Raw genomic sequence first — 24,009 nt, 5'->3', positions numbered from 1 at the left:
ATATCGAACTATCTAGTTCAATATTGAACCAATGGAGTTGCGTCATGCCGACCCGCCGCCATGCGCTTGCTTTGCTCGCCGCCACGCCGTTTGCGGCGTCTTGCAGCGCCGGTCCCGATGCCGCCGCGAGCTGGCGCGATCTCGGCGCCGGCTTGGCTGATCCGCGCCGTTTTGCATTGGCGCACGCAATCCTCGCACCCAATCCGCACAACACGCAGCCGTGGCAAGTCGCGTTCGACGGCGACACCGGCATGACGCTCTATTGCGATCTGGAGCGGCGGCTTCCGTTCACCGATCCGAATGACCGGCAGATCACGTTGGGGTGCGGGGCGTTTCTTGAGCTCTATCGCGTGGCCGCTTCAAGCATCGGGCAGTTCGCGGAGATCACGATGTTTCCCGAGGGCGCGCCAACGCCACGCTTGGATGAGCGGCCGATCGCGCATGTCACGTTCTCGCCGGTGGCGAACGCAGCGCCGGACCCGCTGTTTCGTTTCATCACCGAGCGGCGCACCAATCGCAATGTTTATGACGTAGAGCGCGTGCCGGACGACGCGCTGCTGCTACGCGCGGTGAGTACGATCGCGGCGTTTCTGGGTGGAGCACAATGGACGGTGCAGCCGGAACGGGTCGCGGCGCTGCGCGATCTGGTGTGGCGCGCGTTTGACCGCGAGCTGCGGACGCGTGGGGCGCAGGAGGAGACGTATCGCTGGCTAAGGTTTGGGCGCGAAGAGATGGCGCAGCATCGCGACGGGTTGGGCATTGAGGGGCCGATGATCGGCTTGCTAAAGGCGGCGGGCATGATGGATGAAGCGGACTTCATCGATCCGGACTCGATGATGAACCAATCGGCGGCGAAGGATTGGAAGAAAAAGGCGGATAGTTCGCCCGCGTTCATGTGGCTGGCGACGCCGGATGATCGACCCGAGACGCGGCTCTTGGTCGGCATGGCGTACGCGCGGCTGAATTTGGCGACGACGGCGCTGGGGTTGTCGATCCATCCGTGGAGCCAGGCGCTGCAGGAATACGAGGAGATGGCCGATCTCTACGCGGAAGCGCGTCAGCTGCTGAACACGGATGATCAAACAGCGCAGATGCTGGTGCGCGTTGGTTATGCCGATCCTGTGCCGCCCGCGCCGCGCCGCGACGCCGCGGCGTTCGTCCGGACATGAAGCACGTCGACGCCATGCGCACGGCATTTCAGGCGCTCTCAGAAATCGCGATCATCGGCCAGCTTGCGGATGCGGCTCTGCGGCAGACGTTGCCGGCGGAGCTTTCGGTGGCGGGATTTGGCGTGCTGAACCATTTCGCACGGCTGGGCATCGAGGGCGAAAGCCCGACCAAGCTGGCGCGGGCGTTTCAGGTGACGAAGGGCGGGATGACGTACACGCTGCAGCAGCTTGAAGGGCTGAAATACGTGAAGATCGAGGCTGATCCTGCTGATGCACGCGCGAAGATCGTACGGCTGACTAACGCTGGCGTGCGGGCGCGTGAGGATGCGATTCGGCGCGTCGATCGCGGCATGCGGGCGCTGATCGATGCGCTGGGCGCGGACGCGTTCGCGGACGCCATGCCCTTTCTGGTGAAGCTGCGCCAAGTGCTGGACGCGGCGCGGGATTAGACGCGCTTGACCCGCAGCGTCGGGCCGTCGACGGCGGTGATCTCCACTTCCTGGCCGGCTTCGAGCGCGTCATCGCTCAGCACGCGCCAGACCGTGTCTTGCACCTTCACCGCGCCGGCGCCGTTGGCGAAATTCGCCACTACCCCGCGTACGCCGACGAGCGAGGCGGCGCGTTCGTTCAAGCCATTGGCGACGCCATCGTTGCGGAAGCGCTTGACAAGGGGATGGCCGAAATAGGTAAGCGCCAGGATAAGGACGGCGAAGAGCGCGATCTCCGCGATCCAACCGGTGGGCGCAAGCCACGCCACTAGCGCGGTGATGAACGCGGCGACAGCGGGCCAAAGCAGATACGTCGTGCCGCTCGCCATTTCGGCGATTAGAAGAATGAGGCCGAGAATAACCCAGTGCTGCGGGCCGAGGCTCGTGAGCAGGGAGATCAAGCTATCCATGGCGCCAATGTAGCGATGCGGACGCGCTTGCGCGAGTGGTTCCTAGCGCGGCGCCGGTGTGGGCGGACGCGGCGCGGTCAACGGCGTTGCGCCCTCGCCCTGCGCATTGAGCGCGCGCAGGCCCTCGACAAGGCCGGCAAGGCCGGAGAGATCGGCGGGAATGATCACGGTGCGCTGCTGGTTCGAGCTGGCGAGCTGGCCGAACGCTTCGACGTATTTCAGGCCGAGGAAGTAGCGGATGGCGTTGACGTCGCCCTTGGCGATCGCTTCCGACACCGCAGCCGTCGCCTTGGCTTCGGCGTCGGCGGAGCGTTCGCGCGCTTCGGCGTCACGGAAGGCGGCTTCGCGGCGGCCTTCGGCTTGCAGGATCGCGGATTGCTTGGCGCCCTCGGCGCGCAACACGGCGGCGGCTTTGTCGCCCTCCGCTTCGAGAATTTGTGCGCGGCGTTCGCGCTCGGCTTTCATCTGCCGCGCCATTGACTGGGTAATGTCCGCGGGCGGGGCCAGGTCCTTGATCTCGATCCGCAGCACCTTAGTGCCCCACGCGCCAGTCGCGGCGTCAATCACCGAGAGCAGGCGCGCGTTGATGGAGTCGCGCTGCGACAGCACTTCGTCGAGATCCATGGAGCCGACGACGGTCCGCGCATTGGTGACGCAGAGATTAAGAATGGCGTGATTGAGGTTTTGCACCTCGTAGGCGGCTTTGGCCGCGTCGATGATCTGAATGAACACCACGGCGTCAACGGAAACGACGGCGTTGTCCTTGGTGATGACGTCTTGGCGCGGCACGTCGAGCACGGTTTCCATCATCGATAGGCGGCGGCCGATGCGATCGACGAAAGGAATAAGAAACGAAATGCCGGGCTTCAGCGTGCGGATGTAGCGGCCGAAGCGCTCGACGGTCCATTGCTGGCCCTGGTTCACAACCTTGATGGCGCTGAACGCGAGCACGAGCGCCATCGCGGCGAAAATAAGAACCGGCGTCATTTCCCTGCCCTCCAGCCGCTTCTGCGGCGGTTCATGCCGTGTTAGCGCGCGTTGCGATCAGCTTAACTGATCGAGCAAATACTCGGCGCTAGACACCTTGTATTCACCACCTTCTTCGACGTTGAGCTGAGATACCACGCCATCCTTGACGATCATTGAATAGCGCTTGGATCGCGGTCCCATACCGAACTTTGAGAAGTCAGCATCAAGGCCGACAGCGCGCGCGAACTCGCCGGAGCCGTCGGCAAGCATGACGATATCCTCAAAAACACCTTGATCGCGCGCCCACGCGCCCATCACGAAGTGATCATTGACCGCGGTGCACGCGATCGTATCGACGCCCTTGGCTTTGAACTCGGCAACCTTGTCGCGGAAGCTCGGCAAGTGACGCGCTGAGCATGTCGGTGTGAATGCGCCGGGGACGGCGAACAGCGCCACGGTCTTGCCGCCGAACACGTCCGATGTCGTCATTGGCTTGGTGCCTTCCGACGTCGGAACGTTGAAGGTCACATCCGGGAGTTTTTCGCCAACTTTGATCATGTCTATCCTCGCTTTCGCGGCTAATGTAGGGCGGCGGACGCCGGTATGCGAGCGCCCTCTTGCGCGAAAGAGCCGGACGCGGGACCATTGGTTCCATGAGTGACACGCTGCAAGGCAAGCTTCTGGTGGCCATGCCGGGGATGAGCGATCCCCGCTTCGACCGCACCGTTATCATGATGTGCGCACATGATGCCGAGCACGCCATGGGCGTGGTGATCAACAAGCCGAAGGAAGAGCTGACGCTGAGCGAAGTGCTGGAGCAACTCGGCTTGGAAGCCGATGAGGAGATCGCAGATCGCATCGTGCTTGATGGCGGGCCGGTGCGTCCCGATCGCGGCTACGTGTTGCACTCGGAAGATTTCGCGGCGGGCGACGCAACGCAAAACGTGGCGCCGGGCATTCGCTTGACGGCGACGCGCGACGTGTTGGCGGCAGTCGCTGGGCACGAAGCGCCGGAGCGTTTTCTGCTGGCGCTGGGTTGCGCGGGTTGGGGCGCCGGACAGCTTGAGGACGAGCTGAAGCACAATGCGTGGCTCGTGGTCGATGCCGACAACGCAATCATCTTTGGCGATGAGCACGAAGATAAATGGGGCGCCGCGATCAAGACGCTGGGCTTTGAACCGTCGCAGCTGATGGGCGATGGCGGCAGCGCTTAGGCCCCGTTCACGATTCCGAACAACAAATGATCGCGCCATTTGCCGTTGATCTTCAGATAGGCGCGCGCCGAACCTTCTTGCGTGAAGCCGGCTTTTTCCAGCACGCGGCGTGAGGGCATGTTGTCGGGCTGGCACGCGGCTTCGACGCGGTGGAGATCCAAGTCTTCGAAGGCGTAGCGCACGCTCGCGCGCACGGCGGCGGTGATGTAGCCCTGCCCTGTGAACGCAGCGCCGGCCCAGTAGCCGAGTGAGGCCATCTGCGCGACGCCGCGGCGGATGTTGGAGAGCGTGACGCCGCCGACCAACGCATCGTCATCTTCGCGGAACACGAACAGCGCGTAGGCTTTGTCGTCGCGCGCGTCTTCGGCGTAGCGGCGGAGTTTGTAGCGGTAGGAGCCGCGCGAGGTTTCGTCCTGCGCCCAGGTGGGCTCCCAGGGGATCAGGTGGGCGCGGCTGGCTTCGCGCACATCGGCCCATTCCTGGTAGTCGCGCAGCTCCGGCGAGCGCAGGTAGATTCCTTCGCCGTCGATGCGGCGCGAGCCTTCGTTGTCTTTACGCATCAAGGCCATGACGTCAGGAGTTTGCCTCAAACGCGGCGAGCGCGCCATGCCCCGCCTTAGGGCCGATGGCGGCGGCGCATGCGGGGCCCTCCAACGCGGCGCGGGCGAGCGCCTGGATTTCCTCGGCTGTGACAGCGTCCATTCTTGCGCGGATTTCATCGAACGCGACGAGGCGGTCGCGGAGGAAAACTTGGCTGACGCGGGCTTCGGCGCGCGCGGACGGCGCTTCCAGGCCCATCAACATCGACGCCCGCGCGACGGCCTTGGCGCGCGTGAGTTCGGCGGGTGTCGGGCCGTGCTCGGCCATCAGCGCGAGCTGATCGCGGACGATGGTGGCGACGGTGGCGGCGTTCTTCGCCGAGCAGCCGGCATAGACGTGGAGACGGCCGTCGTCCTCGACCGTGTCGATGAAGGAATCGATCGCGTAAACGAGGCCGCGGGTTTCGCGGACTTCTTGGAAGAGCCGCGATGACATGCCGCCGCCGAAGATTTCGCTGAGCAAACGCGCGGCGAAGAGCTTGTCGCTGCCTTGCGGCGGCGCTGGCCATGAGAACACGAGATGGGTTTGCTCGAGCTTGCGGGTCTCGCCCGCGGCGCCGGATTGCGGACGAGCGTCTGGGCGCTGTTGTTGCGCGCGGGCTGTGAGATGGCCGAAGCGCTTTTCCGCCGCTTCCACAAACGCGTCGCGATCGAACGCGCCGGCGATGGCGATGACCACGCGCTCGGGCGTCATGTGCGCATCGTGGAAAGCGCGGAGCTTTTCGACGGTGACGTTGGCGAGCGTCGCCTCTTCGCCGAGGATGGGGCGGCCAAGCGGCTGTCCGCGATAGAGCACGCCTTGGTGCAGTTCGAAGATACGGTCGTCGGGCGCATCGAAGGCTTCCCCGCGTTCTTGGGCAACGACGCCCTTTTCCTTTTCGAGATCGTCCGGCGCCCAGTGCGGTTCAAACAGGACGTCGGCGATGAGGCCAAGCACGAACGGCGCATGCTCAGCGAGGACGCGGGCGTAGTACGCAGTGCGCTCGTAGCCGGTGCCGGCGTTCATGATGGCGCCGACGTTCTCGATGGCTTCGGCGAACTGGCGCGGATCGCGTGAACCCGCGCCTTTGAAGGCCATGTGCTCGAACAGATGCGCAATGCCGTTGAGTTCCGGCGGCTCCCAGCGCGCGCCGACGCGCTGCCAGACGCCGAGCGACGCGGTGCCAAGGCCGGGCATCGGGTCAAGCGCGATGCGGACGCCGTTGGGGAGCCGGATGAGTTCGAGTTCGCTCATAAAATATGGACCGCCGGCGCCCTCGCCGGCCAGCACGGCCATATCCGGACATGACTATGCACATTGAAACAGCGATGCCGGCGAGGGCGCCGGCGGTCCATATTGTACTGCACCATCACTCTTCCGGCGGGCGCGGTGGGCGCAGTGAGAAACGGCCGACGCTGGCGTGGTAGGCGAAGTAGATCACGAGCAGCACGAGCGCGAGGCCGTACCAGGTGAGCGCGTAACCGAGATGGCGCGCGGGCGGCAGCGCGTCGGCGCCGGGCGCTGCGGCGAACGGGTTGGGCGTGGCGCGGCCGTCGGCGCCGACATAGGAGCTGGCAATGTAATAGTCAGCGACGTTGGCGAGGCCGCCGTTGCGGCCCATGGCGTCGAGATCAATTGCGAACCAAAGCCGGCGCAACGGCTCGGGCGACAGCGTGAACGGCGCTGGCGGCTCGGGGCGCACCGAGGCGCCGTTGATCGGCGCGCCGAGGCGCAGCAGCGCGGGCACGCGCACTTCGCTCGGTTCGGGTGGTGTGATTTCGGGGATGAACTCGGCATCAACGAACACTGTGGTGTCGCCGTACTGCACCGGCGCGAACACGCGCCAGCCCTGCTCGCGGGTATCGGGGCGGACGCCGTGGACGAACTGGATCGCGTCGGGCACCGGCTGGTAACTGGCGATTGTCATCTCAGCGACCGGCTCGTCAGCGGCGGCGGTTTTCAGTTCGTACTTCTCCCACTGCCAGCGGCCGGCAATGACCAGAAACACGAGCGCGACGAGCGCGAAGATGGTCATCACGAGAAGCGGACGGAAACGGATCATTGGATGTCTTCGTTTGTGGCTTCGCGCGCCTTGTGTTTCCACTGCAACGCAAAAAGGACGGATTTGAACGGCGGCAATAGCGCCAGGCACAGCACGATCGCGGCGATCATGGTGATGGTGAGCGCGAGCCAGTCTGGAAGCGGCGTGCCGAATTGCAGGATAATCAGCAGCGGCGTGACGATGGCGCCGACGATCAGGATGATGAACACGGCTGGGCCATCGCCCGCGTCGGCGGCCTTGAAATTGGCGCCACACACGCGGCAGTGATCGCGGAATTTGAGATAGCTTTGGAACACCTCGCCCTCCCCGCATTGCGGGCAGCGGAGCTTCAACCCCGCCACCCATGCGCTTGGACGTGCGTGATCCGTCAATTCGACTGCATCGTGAGGTACGGCATCACGTAGACGAAGGTGAAGAGGAAGAGCCACACCACGTCAACGAAGTGCCAGTACCAAGCCGCGGCTTCGAGGCCGAAATGCTTGGTCGGCGTGAACTGACCGGCGAGCAGACGCATCAAGCAGACCGCAAGGAAGATCGTGCCGATGATGACGTGCGCGCCGTGGAAGCCCGTCGCCATGAAAAAGGACGCGCCGTAGACGTTGGCCGTGCTCACATCGCCTTCATTGCCAAAGGCAAAGCCAGCTTCGGGGTACTCAACACCGAACTGGATGTAGGTGAACATCATCCCGAGCAGCACGGTGAGGATGAGGCCGTTGCGTGCGCCCTTTCGGTCGCCAGTCTGCAGCGCGTGGTGCGCCCACGTCACCGTCGTGCCCGAGAGCAGCAGGATCAGCGTGTTCATCAGCGGCAGGTGGAAGGGATCGAAGGTTTCGACGTGTGGCGGTGGCCAGTTGGCCCACGCGGCGGTCGTGCTTTCATCCCAGAGCGGCACGATCCAGTCGGCGCGATGACCGTGGAAGATCGCCAGTTCGAAGAACATCCAGAACCAGGCGACGAAGAACATCACTTCCGACGCGATGAAGAGGATCATCCCGTAACGCAGGCCGATATCGACGACCGGCGTGTGATCGCCCGCTTTGCTTTCCTTGATGACGTCACCCCACCAGCCGATGCAGGTGACGATCAGCACCAGTGCGCCGATCCAGAACAGCGCCCATTGACCTTGGCCGAGCAGAAAGTTGGTCTCGTCGGCGACGAGGCCTTTTTGCGACACGACAAAACCTGTCGCCGCGAGAAAAGCGCCGATTGCGCCGACGGCCGGCCACGGGCTCGGATTGACCAAGTGATAGTCGTGTTTCACATCGCCGTGCGACATCTCATCCCTCGCGCGCGTTGCCAGGCTCGGCCTGACGTTGGTTCAAAGTGGGTGGTCCCGCCGCCGCCGATTGATAGGTGGCGCGGAAGAATGTGTAGCTCAGCGTGAGCGTATCGAGATCACGCGTATCGGGATCGTTGACCAGTTCGGGATCAACGAAGAACACCACCGGCAAATCGGCTTCGGCGCCGGCGGCGATCACTTGGTCCTGAAAGCAGAAGCATTCGAGCTTCGCGAAATATTGGCCGGCGATGTGCGGGGTCACATTGTAAGTGGCGCGCGCGACGATGGGCTGATCCGAGAGATTGCGGATGCGATAGAACGCGAGGCCGGTTTCGCCGATGCGAAGGCTTTCGCTGATCTGCTTCGGTTCAAACTCGACGGGCAGATCATTGGCGATGTTGGCGTCGAAGCGGACTTCGATGCGGCGATCGAGGATGTGCGACGGCGCGGCGGTTGCTTCCTGGGTGGTGCCGCCGTAGCCGGTGATCTTGCAGAACGCCTGGTAGAGCGGCACGGCGGCGAAGGCCATGCCGGTCATGCCCAGCACGGTTGCCGTGGCGATCGCGGCGGTGACGAGCTTCTTGTTCATTGCGCCGCCAGCCCCGCGATGACACCGGCGTTCATCTGCGCCAGCGTGATGGCGAACACGAGCGCCATGAAGCCGCCAATCGTGAGCGCGATCCAAAGATTGCGGCGCTTGCGCGCTTTCACTTGCTCGGGCGTGAGGATCACGGTCTCGTTCACGCGAAACCTCGCTCAGCCAGGAGCGCGGCGAACAGCGCAAAGAGATAGAGGATCGAGAAGCCGAACAGATCGCGCGCTGGCTTGTCTTGTGCTTTGTCGCCCTCGCCGGCGCGTGAGTTCAGGACGCGGAAGGCGAGGAACAGGAAGAGCGCGCCGCCGAGGCCGGCGATGGCGCCATAGATTGGGCCGCCAAGGCCCGTCAGCATCGGTGCGAGGCCGATCGGCGCAAGCAGCAGCGAGTACGCGAAGACGTGGCGGCGCGTGGACTTGGCGCCGTGCGTCACCGGCAGCATCGGCACGCGCGCGTCGGCGTAATCCTTGTGCGAGAGCAGCGACAGCGCCCAGAAGTGCGGCGGCGTCCATACAAAGATGATGGCGACCATGATCGCCGGATCGAGCGCCAGTGCGCCGGTCTTGGCGGCCCACGCGATCGCGGGCGGCAGCGCGCCGGAGAGACCGCCGATGACGATGTTCTGCGGCGTCGAGCGCTTCAGCCACATCGTGTAGACGACGACGTAGAAGAAGATCGTGAAGGCCAGCAGGGCTGCCGCGAGCGCATTCGCCGCGAGCAGCATGGTCAGCACTGAAAGAATGGAGAGCGTGAGGCCGAGGCCGAGCGCTTCTTCGCGCGCAACGCGGCCAGCGGGAATGGGGCGCGTCCGCGTGCGCGACATGATCGCGTCGATGTCGGAATCGTACCACATGTTGAGCGCGCCGGCGGCGCCGGCGGCGACCGCGATAGCGAGGATAGCAGCGAAACCGAGGACAGCGTCGCCCTGCCCCGGCGCAACCATGTAGCCAACGAGGCCGGTGAATACGACCAGCGACATCACGCGCGGCTTCAGCAGCGCGATGTAATCGCTCGCGCTGGCTGGCCTTACATGCGTGACGTCGGCAATCGCCATCGTCGCCTCAGTGGTGCGCGTCCGGCTTGATCACCGGCAGCTCGCTGAATTGGTGGAACGGCGGTGGCGAGGACAAGGTCCACTCCAAGGTGGTCGCGCCTTCACCCCACGGATTGTCGCCGGCCTTGCGTCGAACCATGAACATCTCCGCCAGCACGAAAAGGAACACGAGCACGCCGACGGCGGTGATCGCGTAGCCGATCGACGAGATGTGGTTCCAGTACGCGAAGGCTTCCGGGTAATCGATGTAGCGCCGCGGCATCCCTTGGAGACCGAGGAAGTGTTGCGGGAAGAAGATCACATTCACGCCGATGAACATGATCCAGAATTGGAGGCCGGCGAGGAAACCGTTGTAGCGGTACCCGCTCATCTTCGGAATCCAGTAGAAGAAGCCCGCGAAGATGCCGAACACGGCGCCGAGCGACAGCACGTAGTGGAAGTGCGCGACGACGTAATAAGTGTCGTGCAGCGCGGTATCGACGCCCGAGTTCGCCAACACGACGCCAGTGACGCCGCCCACGGTGAACAGGAAGATGAAGCCCATCGCCCACAGCATAGGCACGGTGAAGCTGATCGACCCGCCCCACATCGTGGCGATCCAGGAGAAGATCTTGATGCCCGTCGGCACCGCGATGACCATCGTCGCCGCGATGAAGTAGGCCTCGAGATCAAGCCCCATGCCGACCGTATACATATGGTGCGCCCACACGACGAAGCCAATGAAACCGATCGAGACCATGGCGTAGGCCATGCCGAGATACCCGAAGATCGGTTTCCGCGAGAACGTCGAGACGATCTGACTGACCATGCCGAATGCGGGCAGAATGAGAATGTAAACTTCGGGGTGACCAAAGAACCAGAACAAGTGCTGGTACATGACCGGATCGCCGCCGCCGGCGGGCTCGAAGAATTGCGTGCCGAAATTGCGGTCGGTCAGCAGCATGGTGAGCGCGCCAGCGAGCACCGGCAGCGCCAGCACCAGCAGCCACACCGTGACCAGGATCGACCACACGAACAGCGGCATACGGTGCAGCGTCATGCCTGGCGCGCGCATGTTGAAGATGGTGGTGATGAAGTTGATGGCGCCGAGGATCGAACTCGCGCCGGCGATATGGAGCGACAGGATCAAGAGATCCATCGACGGGCCGCCGTGGTGCGTCGGCGATGTTGAGAGCGGCGCATAAAGCGTCCAGCCGCCGCCGAAGCCCGGATAGGTCCCGTTGCCCGGCACGATCATCGAGATGGTCGCCAGTGCGAATGACGCCGGCAGCAGCCAGAAAGAAATATTGTTCATGCGCGGGAACGCCATGTCCGGCGCGCCGATCATGAGCGGGACGAACCAGTTGCCGAAGCCGCCGATCATCGCCGGCATGACCATGAAGAAGATCATGATCAGGCCGTGCATGGTGACGATGTTGTTGTAGTAGTGCTTGGCCGCGTCGATATCGTGGATCCAAGGCAATTGCGTCAGGATGCCGACGCCCGGCTCGGCCAGTTCGAGGCGGATTAGCCCCGAGAGAGCGCCGCCGATCAACCCCGCGATGATCGCGAAGATAAGGTACATCGTGCCGATGTCCTTATGATTGGTCGAATAAACCCAGCGCTTCCAGTCATAGAGGCTCGGGCGATGATCTTCGTGGTGATCATCAGCGGCATGTGCTGCTTCGTGCGTCATGTTCGTCCTCAGCGCGTCGGAGTCGCGGCAGGCGCGGCGGGTTGTTCGGCGGGAGCAGCGCCTTCCGCAGGCGCGCCTTCGGCAGGCGTTTCGGTTGAAGCAAGTGCGCCGCCGTTGGCGACGACCCACGCGTCAAACTCGGCGCGACTCACCGCGTGAATTTCGAGCGGCATGTAGGCGTGGTTCACACCGCAGAGTTCGGAGCACTGGCCGTAGAACACGCCTTCGCGGTCGACGTTGAACCAAGTTTCGTTGACGCGGCCCTGGATGGCGTCTTCCTTGACACCGAACGCGGGCACGGCGAACGCGTGGATGACGTCGTTTGAGGTGACGAGCACGCGCACCGTGGCGCCGACTGGCACCAGGAGCGGCGTATCAGTCGCCAAGAGGTAAGGACGGCCTTGCGCGCGCGCTTCTTCTTCCGGCAGCAGGTTAGCCGTCATGCGCACGCCGAGATCGGGATACTCGAAATCCCAACGCCACGAATTGCCGGTGACTTTCAGAGTCAGCTCGGCCTGCTCGGGGATGCGCTCTTGCATGTAGATGAGCGGGAAGGATTTCCACGCGATGGCGACAAGGATAAGGACGGGCACGATCGTCCAAATCACTTCGACCAGCATGTTGTGCGTAAACTTGCGCGGCGTCGGATTGGCGCGGCGATTGTAGCGCACGATCACCCACAACAAGAGTGCGAGCACGAACACCGAGATGACAATGATGATCGGCAGCAGGAAGTTATGGAAATCGATGATCTCACGCATCACTTGCGTTGCGGGCTCTTGGAAATCGTGCCCGCCGGGCGTCGGTGCGCCGACCATCGCCTGCGCAGGACCGGTAAGCGCCGCGCTTGCGACCGCCGCGATCAAAGCCCCTCGCTTCACGCCTGCTCCTCCCATGAGATTCAGCGCCGGTATGGCGCGCTCGACGCGCCCCGCCTATAGTCGCCGGGCGCGGCATTCGACCGCGCCTGTCGGTTCTGTAACTCTCTAACGGGGTGGGTTGCTAGCATGAGCCGCGCTTGGCTTCCAATGCGCATTCGCGTCTGGATTCCTGTAGCGCTGATCGCCTTCATCGCCTTCGGCGTTGAGAGCGCGTCAGCGCAGATGGGTGGCGGCGGCGCGAGCGCCGTGACGGTGATTGGCAACGACCGCAACGGCCGGGCGTGCATCGCAAACGTCGCCGCAGGCGATTCGAGCGACGCGACGCTCGACGCGTGCACGCGCGCGCTGAGCTATCGGCGCCTCACCCGCGCCGGCGAACGCCAATTGCTGGTGGATCGCGGCATCGTCTACTTGCGCCGGCGCGACGGTGAACTGGCGCTGGCTGATTTCGACGCGGTAATCGCTCGCGAACCCCGCAACGCAGAAGCGCATCTGAACCGCGGCGCGGCCCTGGTTCAGCTCAACCGGCATGGGCTCGCGATCGCAGCCATTACGGAAGCGCTGGGGCTCGGCGTTCAAGAGCCGCACAAGGCCTATTATAACAGAGGCGCGGCCCGTGAGGCCCTGGGCGACCTGCGCGGGGCGTACGAGGATTATTCCACAGCCCTGGAAATTCAGCCCGATTGGGGGCCTGCCAACGCCGAATTGGCCCGGTTTGCCCGAAATCGCCGGGATCATTTGGCTACCGTACTGGCCGACCAGCCCACGCCGTAAGGGACACATCTCCGTTTCGGGGACGCCATCGGCCGACTCGGCGCCTATATTGGGCCGACACCCCCGCCACCGGAGAAATGACTTATGGCCGACGGTCTGCGCGCCGCCCCTGAACAAGCTGCTGAAATGGACTGGGACGCCGCCGCGCGCATTCTGGCCAACGCCACCCAAGGCGCCGACGACGGCGAGATCTTCATGGAAGATAGCCGCACCGAGAGCTTTTATTGGGACGACGGCCGACTGAAGTCGGCCTCATTCGACGCCACCCAGGGCTTTGGCCTGCGGGTCGTGGCAGGTGAGCGGGCCGGATATGGGCATGCCAGCGTGCTGGAGACGGACGCTGTCTCACGGGCGGCCGAAGCCGCCGCCGCGGTCAAGATGGGACATCAGGGCACGCTCGATGTGAGCCCCGCCAAGGTGAACCGGCAGCTCTATGCCGACTTCGACCCGATCGAATCTCCGCTGTTCACAGACAAGACCGCGCTTCTGGCCGAGATTGACGCGTATTGCCGGGCCAAAGATCCCAAGGTCGTGCAGGTCGCGGCGACGCTGGCTGGCGCGCGACGCGGGCTGACGATCCTGCGGCCGGACGGCGCGAAACTGACAGACCACCGGCCGCTGGTGCGGGTGAACGTCTCGGTGACGGTGGAGCGTGATGGCCGCCGCGAGTCTGGCTCTGCCGGCGCAGGCGGTCGCGAGCCATACGAAGTGTTCATCTCACCCGAGCGCTGGAAGAAGCTGGCGGACGAAGCGCTGCGCATCGCGCTGGTGAACCTCGACGCGATTCCGGCGCCGACCGGCGAGATGGATGTGGTGCTCGGTCCGGGCTGGCCTGGCGTGCTGCTGCATGAAGCGGTCGGTCACGGTCTTGAGGGCGACTTCAACCGGAAAGGCACGAGCGCTTTTGCCGGCATGGTGGGTGAGCGAGTTGCCGCACCCGGTGTAACAGTTGTGGATGACGGGACGATCGAAAATCGTCGCGGCTCTCTAACGATCGACGACGAAGGCACGCCGACTCAGCGCACCGTTTTGATCGAAGACGGCATCCTCAAAGGCTATTTGCAGGACCGCATGAACGCACGTCTCTCGGGCGTCGCCGCGACCGGAAACGGCCGCCGCGAAAGCTACGCGCACCGGCCGATGCCGCGCATGACCAACACCTTCATGACCGCCGGCGACAAAGACCCTGGCGAGATCCTGACCAGCCTGAAGTCCGGAATTTATGCGGTTAATTTCGGAGGCGGTCAGGTCGATATCACCTCCGGCAAGTTCGTTTTCCAATGCACGGAAGCGTACCTGGTGGAGGACGGAAAGATCAAAGCACCGATCAAGGGCGCGACGTTGATCGGCGATGGTCCGAGCGCGCTGACACGCGTGACGATGGTGGGCAACGACCTGCAACTCGACGAAGGAGTCGGCACCTGCGGGAAGGCCGGACAGAGCGTTCCGGTGGGCGTCGGACAGCCCACTTTGTACATCACCGGGCTGACTGTCGGCGGCGGCTAGTTCGTCAGCGTGCATTTACAATTTAGAGAATCGACGCAGAGACTATGAGCATCCCAATGGTCTGGGGAGGTTGATACTATGGCTGCGAAAAAGAAAGCTGCGAAGGTTGCTAAGGCTGGCAAGAAGGCCAAGGCGAAAAAGAAGAAGTAGGACTTCTTCTCCTTCCAGAGAAAACGAACGCCGCCGAGGGGCAACCTTCGGCGGCGTTTTCGTTAGTGATCGTCGCGCCCAGACGCTGCTTCGTCGCAAACGCTGCCATTTGCCTAGAAAAAGCCCGCGCATCTGCATCTGTGAAACGTGCTGCAATCATCTTGAAACATGCAGCACCGCATGAAGCGGACGCCGCACGCCGCGGGAGACGGCGCGACGGGAGGGACTAAGATGCTTGGTCGAATGATGGTATCGGCGCTGGCGCTGATGAGTGGCGTCGCATATGCGCAAACCGCGCCGACTGAAACGCCCGTTCCGGCGCCGACGAGCGCACCGGCCAGCGCGACGAACGATCGGGTGGTCTATGAGGTGGCGTTCTACGCGCGGTTCAACCCGCAGAACGCGATGGACATGGTCAACAACACGCCTGGCTTCACGCTCAATTCCGGCGATGAACGGCGCGGCTTCTCGGGAGCGGTCGGCAACGTCCTAGTCGACGGCCTGCGCCCCACCGCAAAAGGCCAGAGCATCGACAGCATCCTCGCGCGCATTCCGGCGAACCAAATCGTGCGCCTTGAAGTGCTTCGCGGCGCCGAAGTCGCGGGCGACGCATCGGGCCAAGCCACGCTAATCAACATCGTGCGCGCGCCAACGGCCGGCAGCGGCGTCTACGAAGTCGGCTTTGAGTACTCCAACCAGAACCAAGACCGGCTGATGCCGCGCGCCGACATCGGCTACAACGGGCGCAACGGGCAACTCGAATGGGGCGTCGGTCTGCGTCTGATCACGCAAAACCGCGATCTCATCGGCGAACGCGATTTCTACGATGGCGCAGGCGTGCTTCAGCGCCACGCCGACATGACGAACCCGCGCAATCTCTGGGATCCCTACTACAACGCCAACATCGCCTTCCCGCTGTTTGGCGGCCGCTTTAGCGCCACCGGCATGATCAATCCGGATTGGTTCAACGCACAGCGCCAGACGTTCGACTTCACAACGCCCACGGGCGATCCCGACGGCTCTCTCACGCAGCGTTGGAAGGAAGAAGGCACGCTCTCCGAAGTTGGGTTGAACTACGACCGCGATTTCGGTCCGTGGTCGCTCGCTTTGGTTGGCCTGCGCACGCAGCACCCGTTCGAGTACAACGAAACGGCGGTCGAGTATGATGCGCTAGGCGTCGTCACGGAAACGGCGGTCGTGAACTCCGAACGCGAGACCATCGAGACGATCTTGCGTGGCACGCTTTCGCGCAGTTTCGGCCCGCAGCACCGCATCGAGTTTGGCGGCGAAGGCGCGGTCAACACGCTCGATTCCGAGTTTCAATTCATACTCGATACCGGCGGCGGGCCGAGCGTGATCCCAATCCCGAACTCGAACGTTACCGTCGAAGAAGAACGCGCAGACCTTTTCGCTGTCCACACATGGCGGCCCAACGACCGTTGGTCACTCGAGTCCCGCGTGGCGTGGGAAACATCCACGCTCACCTTCACTGGTGACGCCGATCAGACGACGGAGCTTTCATTCTGGAAGCCGTCATTCCAGCTCACGCGCACATTCGGCGGCAACAACCAGCTGCGCCTCCGTTACTATCGGGATGTCGGCCAGCTTGATTTCGACGATTTCGTTTCATCCACCTCGCTCGCCGACGATCTGATCGATGGCGGCAACCCTGACCTCCAACCACAGACCGATTGGCGCGCGGAGGTGGGCGGCGACTTGAGATTCCCCGGCGGCGCCGCGCTGGGCTTCGCGCTCGTCCACCACCAGATCAGCGACGTCAACGATCTGGTTGTCCTGATCAATACCCAGGGTACGCCGGATCCGGGTGACGATGAGCCGTTCGACGCGCCCGGCAATATCGGGGACGCCGAGGCATGGAGCCTCGACCTCAACTTCTCGTCGCGCATTCCCTTTATCCCGAATTCGCGGCTCACCGTTGAGGCGGAGTTCTGGGACACGGAAGTCACCGACCCAGTGACCGGCAATCCTCGGATCATTTCGTGGCAACCGGAATCGGAGGTCGATATCGCCTTCCGACAAGACTTCCCCGAGCAGCGCTGGTCCTGGGGCATCGAAGCGTACAAGCAAGGCGAAGTTCAGGGCTATCGCCTGACCGACGTCGATACGCAGGAAGAAGGCCCGTGGGTCGATCTGTGGTGGGAAACGACAGCGTTGCCCAACAACATGAAGCTCCGTCTGTGGGCGGCCAACATCGGCAACGGCGAAGTGTTGCGTGATCGCCGCATCTTCGGCCCAGACCGCAACGGCCCGCTCGTTGCCCAACAGCTCACCAACCGGGAATTCGCGACCAGTCCGTGGTTCATCCTGGAACTAAGCGGCTCGTTCTGATCGTTTGATCAGAGGGACGAAGACCGTTAGAGCGCGCGCATGATCCCTCTGCGCGCGCTCTTCGTTTGTGTGGCTCTGGCGGCGTGTGCGGCGCCAAGCGCGCCGGAGCCCGCGCCCCTTCCCCCACTCGCCAGCGAAGCCGAAATGGCGGCGGCGGAGCAAGCGCCGCTTGAGGACGATTGGGGCGAGTGGAATGCGCCGGTCGCGCCCTACGCGCTGATCGGCAACATCCACTATGTCGGCGTCAGCGGGGTCAGCGCCTTTCTGATCACGACGCCGGACGGGCATTTCCTGCTCGACGGCGCCTTCCCGCAGAGTGCGCCGGCGATCATCGCAAACATCGAGGCGCTCGGTTTCAACATTCGTGATGTGAAATATCTGCTGAACTCACACGCGCACATCGATCACGCCGGCGGCCTGGCGCGGCTTCAACAAGCAAGCGGTGCGACGATGGTGGCGAGCGAGGGCGACCGCGAGGCGTTAGAGTCCGGCCGCGTCGGGTTTGGCGCGATTGCGCCGCGGGTGCGCGTGGACCGTGTGATCGGCGACGGCGAAACGCTGACGCTGGGCGGCGTCACGATGACGGCGCTGATCACCGCGGGCCACACCCCTGGCTGCACGTCATGGAGCATGGATGTGCGCGGTGCGGACGGCGCGCCACATCGTGCGTTCTTTCACTGCAGCACGACGTTGGCCGGCCGATCACTCGTGCCGCCCGCCTACCCCGGCATCGCGGAGAATTTTCGCGCCACGTTTGCGCGTCTCCGCACGATTGAAGCAGACGTGCTGCTGACCAACCATCCGGAGTTTGCCGATCTTGTCGGCAAGCGTGCGCGTCAAATCGCCGGCGACGCCAACGCGTTCGTGGACGCGGGCGAATTGCAGCGCTTGAACACGCGGCTTCAGGCGACGTTTGAAGCTGAACTGGCGCGCCAAACCGCCGCCGCGAATTAGCGGGCGCGCGAGGGCCGGCGTTTGGTCGGGCCAGGGTCGGGTTCGAACATCGGGTTCGGATCGAACTGGCCAGCGAAGGGCGCGTCCATCAGATAATCCGGCAAGCGCGCGCTCATCGCCTTCTCGTTCGACACCGAGATAATCTGGCGGTCCTTGGCCATGGCGCGGAGAACGTCTGCGTTGATGTCGCCGATCAGCTCTGAGCTCTCTTTCGCCATCAGGTGGTTGGCGACCCCGAAGAGTTGAAACACGCCGGCGTTATTGAAGATGGTGCGCCAGTCTTTCGGATAGAGCCGCTGCAGCTGCGACAAATCTTGGAAGAACGGCCACACTTGTAGGCCGTAGCCGCGCAGCAGCGTCATCGATTGCCGCAGCGGGCCGAACTCGCCGAGTTGCGCGCACTCGTCCAGCAGAAAGAGCGTCGAGCGCTTCGGACGGCGCTTGCGGCCCATCACCGTCAGCATCAGCGCGCCGACCCAGAGACGCAGCAACGCGCCGTGGCTTTCGAGTTTGTCCGGCGGGATGACGATGTAGATCGTCATCGGATCGCCGCGACGCACCGCGCCGAGATCGATGGTCGACTTCGACAGCGAACGCAGCGCAGAATCCGAGTTCACCACCTTCAGATAGCTCTGCGCGGTGGAGAGGATGCCGGAACGGGTTTGCTCTGTGATCGGCAGGAAGCTCGAGATGTTCTGCTTCGACAACCGGTTGAGCTGCTCGTGGTTCTCGATCAACGCGGCGAGATTATACACCGCGTCGTCGCTCATCAGGATTTCGCGGACGCGGCCGAAATGGCGCTCGCTCTTCGGCGCGGTTTCGGCGACGGCGGCGATGACGCCGGCCATCAGCGAACGGCCCCAATTGTCCCAGAAGGGCTCCTTGTGGAAACCGACGTCGCCCGCCAGCAGCGAGGCCAGCATTTCGGCGTCGGCGTCGAGCAGCGCTCCGGGGCGATCGAACAGATCGAACGGGTTCAGGGCATCGGTTTTCTTGGAGACGGCGCCGAACGGATCGAGCAGGCGCACTTCCTGCCCCATCTCCTTCCGGCGGCGATGGGTGACGTGCCAAGTCTCGCCCTTAGGGTCGATGACGATCACCGAGCCTTCGAAGCGGAGCAGGTTCGGGATGATGACGCCGCGGCCCTTGCCCGCGCCCGTGGGCGCGATGGTCAGCAGGTGGCGATCCTCGCTGTAGAGGATCGGGACCTCGCCCTGGATCGCGGCCTCGTTGGCGCGCGGGGCGCCGAAGCCGATCGGGTCCTTCTGGTCTTCGTGCTTCCACCCCAGCAGGAGGTCCATGACCTCTGGGCGCAATACCTGCTCGGAAGCCACCGGAGGCTTCTTGCGGGAGCGGGTCGTGCGCGGCCGAGACATGTCAGCACCTCCTTAGCGCCGGTCCTGGGGAGACGACCGGGCATCACGTGTAGTTCTCGATTCTGGACCAGAGCCGTTCCGGATTGAGGCTGGGAAGCGACCAATTCGGGCGGACCGGCGGCTTTGAAGGCGTCCCCGCCCCTCGGCTCCATCAGTTCATCCGGAAAGCTAAGCGCGCGCAATAAGCGACACCAGCAGGCGGCCGAGGAAATCTCGTAACGACAGGATTTATCTTGATATTTTTCGGCCGCGCCTGTGGTTAACCCCAAAGGCGACCGACGCGTCGAAAGCGAAATGATTACAAGGCGTGGCGGGCGCCGAGGCCGCCCATACCGGATTTGGAAAACGGTCCCGCCGGCCCTCCAAAGGCCGGCGGGACCCGATTCTAGCCTTTGACTGGCGAGCCGGCCTCGCCTTCGCGGATTGAGCGCTTGCGGGCGTCGATGACCTTCAGGTGCGCCATGTAGCGGAGCAGCGGCGACGCCACGCCCAAACCAACGCCGATCCAAATCGACAACCAGCCGATCTGGTTGAAGACCTGGACGTAGGTCGCGAGCGCCGCGTGCGGGTCGAGCACTTGGCCGCCCACAGTCTCCTGCGCCGTCAGCTTCGAGATCTGGGCCGCCAACGCTTGCGCGCCAGACGAGCCCAGGAACCAGGTCGCCATCATGGTCGCCACGATGGGCGCGGGCGCCAGCTTGGTCATGGCAGAGAGACCAACCGGCGAGAGGAAGAGCTCACCCGTGGTGTGGAGCAGATAGAGCAGCGCCAGGAAGATGAGCGGCACGCGCGCGCTTTCGTCAGCGTATTGCGCGCCCCAGACCAGCACCAGGAAGCCAGCGCCGACTTGGATCAGAGCGAGCGCGAACTTGAAGCCGTCGCCCGGATCGAGATTGTGCTTGTTGATCCAGCTCCACATCATCGCGAACACGGGCGCCAACAGCAGGATAAAGGCGCCGTTGAAGCTCTGCGTTTGGCCGGACGTCATCGAGAAGAAGCCGTCGTTTGGCAGCGCGGTGTTGCGCTCGGCGAACTGATTGAGCGCCGAGCCCGCAAGTTCGAACAGCGCGAAGAACACAGTCGATGCCAGAACGAGAACCAGAGCGACAATGATGCGCTGGCTTTCGATCCAGGAGCAGTTCCGGATCATGTATAACAAGAAGTACCCGAGCATGATCACGGACGACCATGTCAGCGCGGTGTTCACCCACGGCTCACGTTGCAGCAGTACCCAAACGCCGGCGACGCCCGCGAGGCCCAGAATGTAGATCAGCCACTCGCGGTTGATGGGGCCTAACAGCGGCTTTTTGATCAGCTCCGGCTCCGGCGGGGCGCCGACATGATCGGGCAATTGCTTCGGACCGGGGATGAAGAACAAGAGCCGCTTGTTCACAAACACAAGATAGCCAATCGCCATCCCGATACCCGCGGCGCCGAAGCCGTAGGCCCAGCCGAATGTCGCGCCGAGGCCTGCGCACAAAACCTGCGCCCAGAACGCGCCGAGATTGATGCCGAAATAGTAGAGCGTGAAGCCGGCGTCGCGACGTGGATCGCCAGGCTCATAGAGCTGACCGATCGAGGTCGAGATGTTGGGCTTCAGGAAGCCGACGCCCATGGCGATCAACGCCATGGCGAAGAAGAAGATGTTCACAAAGAGCGGATTGCGGCCCTCTTCGGCAAGTGTGTACGAGCCGGCCTCGAGCGTGCTCGGCAACGCAGCGTTGGCCGGCAGGCCTTCGATGGCGATGCCGCCGCCGTCGGCTGGACCGTAATCGTAGGCTTGGCCACCGACCATGATGCGAGTCGCGCGCTGATCTTGGCGGCCGGTGATCTCAAAGTCGTAGGCTTGGCCTTGGTAGGTGAGCGTCTGCTGCACCTGCGGCTGCTCGATCGCCATGGTGAGGTGGCCGGCAACCAGCAGCAATGCGCCGAAAGCGATGGCCTTGCGGGTGCCGATATATTTGTCGGCGAGGAAGCCGCCGATCAGCGGCAGCAGGTACACGAGCGATGTGTAGGCGCCGTAGGTGCCCTGCCCGTAGGTGTCGGAGAACAGGAAGTGCTGCGTCATGTAGGTCAGCAGCAACACGCGCATGCCGTAGTAGGAAAACCGCTCCCACATCTCGGTGAAGAAGAGGATGTGGATGCCCTGCGGGTGCTTGCGCAGCTGCAGGAAGACCGGGACGGCCGTGATCAACGTGATCGCGATGCCGCCTGCTACGACGATGTTCCACATACGGCAAAATCCTCCCTGCGCGCGGTTGGTCCCGGCGCCAGCGTCCCATGAATTCTCACAAAGCAGTCATGGAATTGCCGGTCAAGCGCGCGGCGACACACGAAGGTCCGGGGTGAGCACCCACCAGAAGGTCTCGCCGGGATTGGAGTCGAGCCAAAAGCCGAGACGGCGCAGGGTTCGCACCGAGGCAAGGTTCCTGCGATCGCAGCCAGCGAGAATGCTGTCGGCGCCGCCCTCCTCGAATAGCCAGTCAATCACCGCGCCCGCGGCCTCGGTGGCGTAGCCCTGATTGCGGCGGCTGCGCGCGACACCATAGCCGAGTTCGAATTCCTTGGCCGCGCGGAGCGAGGGCTCGAAGCGCACATCGCCAATAACGGCGTCTTCACCGCGCAAAATAGCGATTGCGCGTGTCGGCGCGGGCGATGGGCCCCAGGCGTGATTGATCGAGCGTGCGACCAGGCCAAGGCTTGCGGCGCACCATTCGGCCGGCGCTTCGGCGCCAATCACGTCGGCGAATGCCGCCTGCCCCGCGCGCGCTGCATCGGCCAATGCCGGCGTCACCGGCTCGAGCCGGAGGCGCGACGTGTAAATCGGATGATCGAGCGCGGTCACGGGGGCGGACCTTACGCAAGACATCCGCTCGGGCAACCGCACACGCGCAGTTGGCGGCTAGCTAGCGCTCGGTTCGGGCGCTGGCGCCTCGGGACTCGCGGGCGGGGCGGATTCCGGCGCCGGCGCTTGCTGCGGCGCAACAGGCGCGGGGGCAGCGCTCGGCGCGTAGGCGCGGACACGGCCAGCCAAGTCCTTGATGAAGCGCTTGCGCGCCGCCTTGTACCGCATGCGCTCGGTGATGCGGTCCCAGGTGCGGCTCAGCCACCAGAACACCGGATAGGTGAGAAACGCGAACATGAGCGCGAGCGAGATTGAGCCCAGCCCACCATTGCCGTTACGGATGATGAAATTCGACACGAACCAAAACACCAACGCCATGCCAAGCGACAGCGTCGCCGCTTTCCAGAGCGGGCCAAAGAACGGCTTGTGGCCGAGATAGGCGCGCAGGCCACCTTCGAACGTGTCGTGCTCGCCGCTAGAAAGATTGAACAGGATGAGATGCATCGGCTGCTCGATCTTCTTCAGCTTGCCGCGCACGATGGCGACGCGCTGCGTTTCGCGCACGCCGAGTTCGGTGTCTTCGAAATCGTATTTCTTCTCGGCGCCGTCAGTCTCCTTCACGAAGAGACGCATGCGGTTGGTGATGTGGCCCTCTTCCTCGTGCCGGCCGGTGCGGGATTCGATCACCACCGTTTCCGACGTGAGCTGCACGTCGATCACGTCACCGGCTGAAATCAGGAGCGTCTGCGCCGCCATCGTCCCCTCCGCTTTTGGCGGGCGGAATGAGCGCCTGGCCGCGCCTTGGGTCAAGAGGCGGGCTTGTAAGGAGCGCCGGAGCGCGGCAGCAAGGGCACATCATGGCCAATCCGCGCCTGTTGATAGATCAAAATTTACGGCCCGGCGCCGCGATCGCGCTGGACGAGGCGCAGGCGCGCCATGTCGGCACTGTGTTGCGGTTGGATGAAGGCGACACGCTTCGCGTGTTCAACGCGCGCGACGGCGAATGGAGCGCGAAGGTTAGCGCCAAAACGAAGCGCGGGATGATAGTGGCGGTGGACGCACTGTTGCGCGAGGCGCGCGCGACGCCGGATTTGGATTTGCTGTTCGCGCCGGTAAAGCGGCACGCGACGGATTTGATCGTGGAGAAGGCGACTGAGCTTGGCGTGCGCCGCATACGCCCAGTGATTACGCAGCGCACGATCGTCGAAACGGTACGGCTCGATCGATTGCAGAGTATTGCGCGCGAGGCGGCAGAGCAGACGGAGCGGTTCGACGCGCCGGAGATCATGGACCCGGTATCGCTTGCGAAAATTGTCGATGGCTGGGATGCGGCGCGGCCGCTGATCTATGCCGATGAAGCGGGTGATGATGCGAACGCAGCTTGGGGTGGAGAGAGCGGACGCGCGGCTCCAATTGCGCAAGCACTGCTTACTTGGACCGCCGGCGTCTCGCCGGCCATCGCCGGAGCCGGCCGGCGAGACGCCGGCGGTCCAAGTAAGCTCGCGCTTCTGATTGGACCCGAAGGTGGCTTCACGCCAGAGGAGCGGCGCATGCTACGCGCGTTAACGTTTGTAACGCCGGTCTCGCTTGGCCCGCGTATCTTGCGCGCGGAGACGGCGGTGATCGCAGCGTTAAGCGTCATTCAGTCGACCTGGGGCGACTGGCGGTAGGCGTTGCGCC

Annotated in this window: 25 protein-coding genes; 8 read left to right on the top strand and 17 right to left on the bottom strand. The window is 63.7% G+C overall.

Translation table 11 applies throughout. The annotated features are described in order from the left end of the window. The first annotated feature begins 44 nt into the window (after nucleotides 1–44). Both DSM104635_RS06725 and DSM104635_RS06720 read left to right on the top strand, forming a co-directional pair. A complete protein-coding gene (locus tag DSM104635_RS06725; protein WP_158765471.1) occupies nucleotides 45–1,169 on the top strand; it encodes an Acg family FMN-binding oxidoreductase in 1,125 nt (374 codons plus the stop codon). Then, on the top strand, nucleotides 1,166–1,618 hold the full coding sequence (locus DSM104635_RS06720; protein WP_158765470.1) for a MarR family winged helix-turn-helix transcriptional regulator: 453 nt from the start codon (nucleotides 1,166–1,168) through the stop codon (nucleotides 1,616–1,618). Before DSM104635_RS06725 ends, DSM104635_RS06720 begins: the two co-directional genes overlap by 4 nt. Here the strand turns inward: DSM104635_RS06720 and DSM104635_RS06715 are convergent. Genes DSM104635_RS06715 through DSM104635_RS06705 form a run of 3 tightly spaced genes read right to left on the bottom strand, consistent with a single transcriptional unit; the run spans nucleotide 1,615 to nucleotide 3,594 of the window. Continuing rightward, on the bottom strand, nucleotides 1,615–2,067 hold the full coding sequence (locus tag DSM104635_RS06715) for an NfeD family protein (RefSeq protein ID WP_158765469.1): 453 nt from the start codon (nucleotides 2,065–2,067) through the stop codon (nucleotides 1,615–1,617). The genes DSM104635_RS06720 and DSM104635_RS06715 overlap by 4 nt on opposite strands. 42 nt (nucleotides 2,068–2,109) lie before the next feature. Next, complete coding sequence (locus DSM104635_RS06710; protein ID WP_158765468.1) at nucleotides 2,110–3,054, bottom strand: SPFH domain-containing protein; 945 nt, start codon at nucleotides 3,052–3,054, stop codon at nucleotides 2,110–2,112. A 57-nt stretch (nucleotides 3,055–3,111) separates the two neighbouring features. Further along, on the bottom strand, nucleotides 3,112–3,594 hold the full coding sequence (locus DSM104635_RS06705) for a peroxiredoxin (RefSeq protein ID WP_158765467.1): 483 nt from the start codon (nucleotides 3,592–3,594) through the stop codon (nucleotides 3,112–3,114). A gap of 95 nt (nucleotides 3,595–3,689) precedes the next feature. On the opposite strand from DSM104635_RS06705, the gene DSM104635_RS06700 reads away from it, so the two are divergent. Beyond that, nucleotides 3,690–4,250, top strand: a complete 561-nt coding sequence (locus tag DSM104635_RS06700) for a YqgE/AlgH family protein (RefSeq protein ID WP_158765466.1) — start codon at nucleotides 3,690–3,692, stop codon at nucleotides 4,248–4,250. On the opposite strand, the gene DSM104635_RS06695 is transcribed toward DSM104635_RS06700, so the two are convergent. From DSM104635_RS06695 to coxB, 10 genes are all read right to left on the bottom strand, one after another. Further along, complete coding sequence (locus tag DSM104635_RS06695; RefSeq protein ID WP_228445911.1) at nucleotides 4,247–4,810, bottom strand: GNAT family N-acetyltransferase; 564 nt, start codon at nucleotides 4,808–4,810, stop codon at nucleotides 4,247–4,249. The two genes, DSM104635_RS06700 and DSM104635_RS06695, sit on opposite strands and share 4 nt — an antisense overlap. A gap of 13 nt (nucleotides 4,811–4,823) precedes the next feature. Then, a complete protein-coding gene (locus DSM104635_RS06690) occupies nucleotides 4,824–6,125 on the bottom strand; it encodes a M16 family metallopeptidase (RefSeq protein WP_158765464.1) in 1,302 nt (433 codons plus the stop codon). Between the two features lie 73 nt (nucleotides 6,126–6,198). Continuing rightward, nucleotides 6,199–6,891 (bottom strand): SURF1 family cytochrome oxidase biogenesis protein, encoded by a 693-nt coding sequence (locus DSM104635_RS06685; RefSeq protein ID WP_158765463.1) that lies wholly within the window; start codon nucleotides 6,889–6,891, stop codon nucleotides 6,199–6,201. Further along, entirely contained in the window at nucleotides 6,888–7,187 is a 300-nt protein-coding gene (locus DSM104635_RS06680; protein WP_158765462.1) for a DUF983 domain-containing protein, read from the bottom strand. Before DSM104635_RS06680 ends, DSM104635_RS06685 begins: the two co-directional genes overlap by 4 nt. 71 nt (nucleotides 7,188–7,258) lie before the next feature. Further along, complete coding sequence (locus DSM104635_RS06675) at nucleotides 7,259–8,167, bottom strand: cytochrome c oxidase subunit 3 (protein WP_158765461.1); 909 nt, start codon at nucleotides 8,165–8,167, stop codon at nucleotides 7,259–7,261. 1 nt (nucleotide 8,168) lies between these two features. Continuing rightward, nucleotides 8,169–8,759: a cytochrome c oxidase assembly protein gene (locus tag DSM104635_RS06670; protein WP_158765460.1), complete on the bottom strand. Its 591-nt coding sequence runs from the start codon at nucleotides 8,757–8,759 to the stop codon at nucleotides 8,169–8,171. After that, nucleotides 8,756–8,914: a cytochrome c oxidase system small membrane protein gene (locus DSM104635_RS06665; RefSeq protein ID WP_158765459.1), complete on the bottom strand. Its 159-nt coding sequence runs from the start codon at nucleotides 8,912–8,914 to the stop codon at nucleotides 8,756–8,758. The genes DSM104635_RS06670 and DSM104635_RS06665 overlap by 4 nt, the downstream gene beginning before the upstream one ends. After that, entirely contained in the window at nucleotides 8,911–9,819 is a 909-nt protein-coding gene (cyoE, locus tag DSM104635_RS06660; protein ID WP_158765458.1) for a heme o synthase, read from the bottom strand. The genes DSM104635_RS06665 and cyoE overlap by 4 nt, the downstream gene beginning before the upstream one ends. 7 nt (nucleotides 9,820–9,826) lie before the next feature. Further along, on the bottom strand, nucleotides 9,827–11,494 hold the full coding sequence (gene ctaD / locus DSM104635_RS06655) for a cytochrome c oxidase subunit I (protein ID WP_158765457.1): 1,668 nt from the start codon (nucleotides 11,492–11,494) through the stop codon (nucleotides 9,827–9,829). Nucleotides 11,495–11,502: 8 nt separating this feature from the next. Further along, complete coding sequence (gene coxB / locus DSM104635_RS06650) at nucleotides 11,503–12,375, bottom strand: cytochrome c oxidase subunit II (protein ID WP_158765456.1); 873 nt, start codon at nucleotides 12,373–12,375, stop codon at nucleotides 11,503–11,505. Between the two features lie 126 nt (nucleotides 12,376–12,501). Here coxB and DSM104635_RS06645 point away from each other — a divergent pair, with 126 nt between their 5' ends. The 4 genes from DSM104635_RS06645 to bla all read left to right on the top strand — a co-directional run bounded on the left by DSM104635_RS06645 (nucleotide 12,502) and on the right by bla (nucleotide 18,108). Continuing rightward, entirely contained in the window at nucleotides 12,502–13,149 is a 648-nt protein-coding gene (locus DSM104635_RS06645) for a tetratricopeptide repeat protein (RefSeq protein ID WP_158765455.1), read from the top strand. Nucleotides 13,150–13,233: 84 nt separating this feature from the next. Beyond that, nucleotides 13,234–14,655 carry a metalloprotease TldD gene (gene tldD / locus DSM104635_RS06640; RefSeq protein ID WP_158765454.1) on the top strand — a complete coding sequence of 474 codons (1,422 nt, stop codon included), beginning with the start codon at nucleotides 13,234–13,236 and terminating at the stop codon, nucleotides 14,653–14,655. Between the two features lie 381 nt (nucleotides 14,656–15,036). After that, nucleotides 15,037–17,154 (top strand): outer membrane beta-barrel protein, encoded by a 2,118-nt coding sequence (locus DSM104635_RS06635; RefSeq protein ID WP_158765453.1) that lies wholly within the window; start codon nucleotides 15,037–15,039, stop codon nucleotides 17,152–17,154. A 39-nt stretch (nucleotides 17,155–17,193) separates the two neighbouring features. Next, nucleotides 17,194–18,108: a subclass B3 metallo-beta-lactamase gene (gene bla, locus DSM104635_RS06630; protein ID WP_158765452.1), complete on the top strand. Its 915-nt coding sequence runs from the start codon at nucleotides 17,194–17,196 to the stop codon at nucleotides 18,106–18,108. Here bla and DSM104635_RS06625 read toward each other — a convergent pair. The 4 genes from DSM104635_RS06625 to DSM104635_RS06610 form a co-directional block, all read right to left on the bottom strand. Continuing rightward, nucleotides 18,105–19,442, bottom strand: coding sequence for a type IV secretory system conjugative DNA transfer family protein (locus tag DSM104635_RS06625; RefSeq protein ID WP_158765451.1), 1,338 nt, complete (start codon nucleotides 19,440–19,442; stop codon nucleotides 18,105–18,107). The two genes, bla and DSM104635_RS06625, sit on opposite strands and share 4 nt — an antisense overlap. A 427-nt stretch (nucleotides 19,443–19,869) precedes the next feature. Beyond that, entirely contained in the window at nucleotides 19,870–21,717 is a 1,848-nt protein-coding gene (locus DSM104635_RS06620) for a peptide MFS transporter (RefSeq protein WP_158765450.1), read from the bottom strand. A gap of 81 nt (nucleotides 21,718–21,798) precedes the next feature. Then, nucleotides 21,799–22,329: a GNAT family N-acetyltransferase gene (locus DSM104635_RS06615; RefSeq protein ID WP_158765449.1), complete on the bottom strand. Its 531-nt coding sequence runs from the start codon at nucleotides 22,327–22,329 to the stop codon at nucleotides 21,799–21,801. Between the two features lie 57 nt (nucleotides 22,330–22,386). Then, a complete protein-coding gene (locus tag DSM104635_RS06610) occupies nucleotides 22,387–23,085 on the bottom strand; it encodes a hypothetical protein (RefSeq protein ID WP_158765448.1) in 699 nt (232 codons plus the stop codon). A 101-nt stretch (nucleotides 23,086–23,186) separates the two neighbouring features. Between DSM104635_RS06610 and DSM104635_RS06605 the strand changes: the two genes are divergently transcribed. Further along, nucleotides 23,187–23,999, top strand: a complete 813-nt coding sequence (locus DSM104635_RS06605; RefSeq protein ID WP_158765447.1) for a 16S rRNA (uracil(1498)-N(3))-methyltransferase — start codon at nucleotides 23,187–23,189, stop codon at nucleotides 23,997–23,999. The last annotated feature ends 10 nt before the right edge of the window (nucleotides 24,000–24,009 follow it).

Source organism: Terricaulis silvestris, from assembly GCF_009792355.1.
Classification (GTDB): Bacteria; Pseudomonadota; Alphaproteobacteria; order Caulobacterales; family Aquidulcibacteraceae; genus Vitreimonas; species Vitreimonas silvestris.
This window is presented reverse-complemented; position numbering and strand designations above follow the sequence as displayed.

Bases quoted from the DNA above. Each gene is read 5' to 3' on its own strand.
- DSM104635_RS06725 (WP_158765471.1), top strand. From the start codon at position 45: ATGCCGACCCGCCGCCATGCGCTTGCTTTGCTCGCCGCCACGCCGTTT.
- DSM104635_RS06720 (WP_158765470.1), top strand. From the start codon at position 1,166: ATGAAGCACGTCGACGCCATGCGCACGGCATTTCAGGCGCTCTCAGAA.
- DSM104635_RS06715 (WP_158765469.1), bottom strand. From the start codon at position 2,067: ATGGATAGCTTGATCTCCCTGCTCACGAGCCTCGGCCCGCAGCACTGG.
- DSM104635_RS06710 (WP_158765468.1), bottom strand. From the start codon at position 3,054: ATGACGCCGGTTCTTATTTTCGCCGCGATGGCGCTCGTGCTCGCGTTC.
- DSM104635_RS06705 (WP_158765467.1), bottom strand. From the start codon at position 3,594: ATGATCAAAGTTGGCGAAAAACTCCCGGATGTGACCTTCAACGTTCCG.
- DSM104635_RS06700 (WP_158765466.1), top strand. From the start codon at position 3,690: ATGAGTGACACGCTGCAAGGCAAGCTTCTGGTGGCCATGCCGGGGATG.
- DSM104635_RS06695 (WP_228445911.1), bottom strand. From the start codon at position 4,810: ATGCGTAAAGACAACGAAGGCTCGCGCCGCATCGACGGCGAAGGAATC.
- DSM104635_RS06690 (WP_158765464.1), bottom strand. From the start codon at position 6,125: ATGGCCGTGCTGGCCGGCGAGGGCGCCGGCGGTCCATATTTTATGAGC.
- DSM104635_RS06685 (WP_158765463.1), bottom strand. From the start codon at position 6,891: ATGATCCGTTTCCGTCCGCTTCTCGTGATGACCATCTTCGCGCTCGTC.
- DSM104635_RS06675 (WP_158765461.1), bottom strand. From the start codon at position 8,167: ATGTCGCACGGCGATGTGAAACACGACTATCACTTGGTCAATCCGAGC.
- DSM104635_RS06670 (WP_158765460.1), bottom strand. From the start codon at position 8,759: ATGAACAAGAAGCTCGTCACCGCCGCGATCGCCACGGCAACCGTGCTG.
- cyoE (WP_158765458.1), bottom strand. From the start codon at position 9,819: ATGGCGATTGCCGACGTCACGCATGTAAGGCCAGCCAGCGCGAGCGAT.
- ctaD (WP_158765457.1), bottom strand. From the start codon at position 11,494: ATGACGCACGAAGCAGCACATGCCGCTGATGATCACCACGAAGATCAT.
- DSM104635_RS06645 (WP_158765455.1), top strand. From the start codon at position 12,502: ATGAGCCGCGCTTGGCTTCCAATGCGCATTCGCGTCTGGATTCCTGTA.
- tldD (WP_158765454.1), top strand. From the start codon at position 13,234: ATGGCCGACGGTCTGCGCGCCGCCCCTGAACAAGCTGCTGAAATGGAC.
- DSM104635_RS06635 (WP_158765453.1), top strand. From the start codon at position 15,037: ATGCTTGGTCGAATGATGGTATCGGCGCTGGCGCTGATGAGTGGCGTC.
- bla (WP_158765452.1), top strand. From the start codon at position 17,194: ATGATCCCTCTGCGCGCGCTCTTCGTTTGTGTGGCTCTGGCGGCGTGT.
- DSM104635_RS06620 (WP_158765450.1), bottom strand. From the start codon at position 21,717: ATGTGGAACATCGTCGTAGCAGGCGGCATCGCGATCACGTTGATCACG.
- DSM104635_RS06610 (WP_158765448.1), bottom strand. From the start codon at position 23,085: ATGGCGGCGCAGACGCTCCTGATTTCAGCCGGTGACGTGATCGACGTG.
- DSM104635_RS06605 (WP_158765447.1), top strand. From the start codon at position 23,187: ATGGCCAATCCGCGCCTGTTGATAGATCAAAATTTACGGCCCGGCGCC.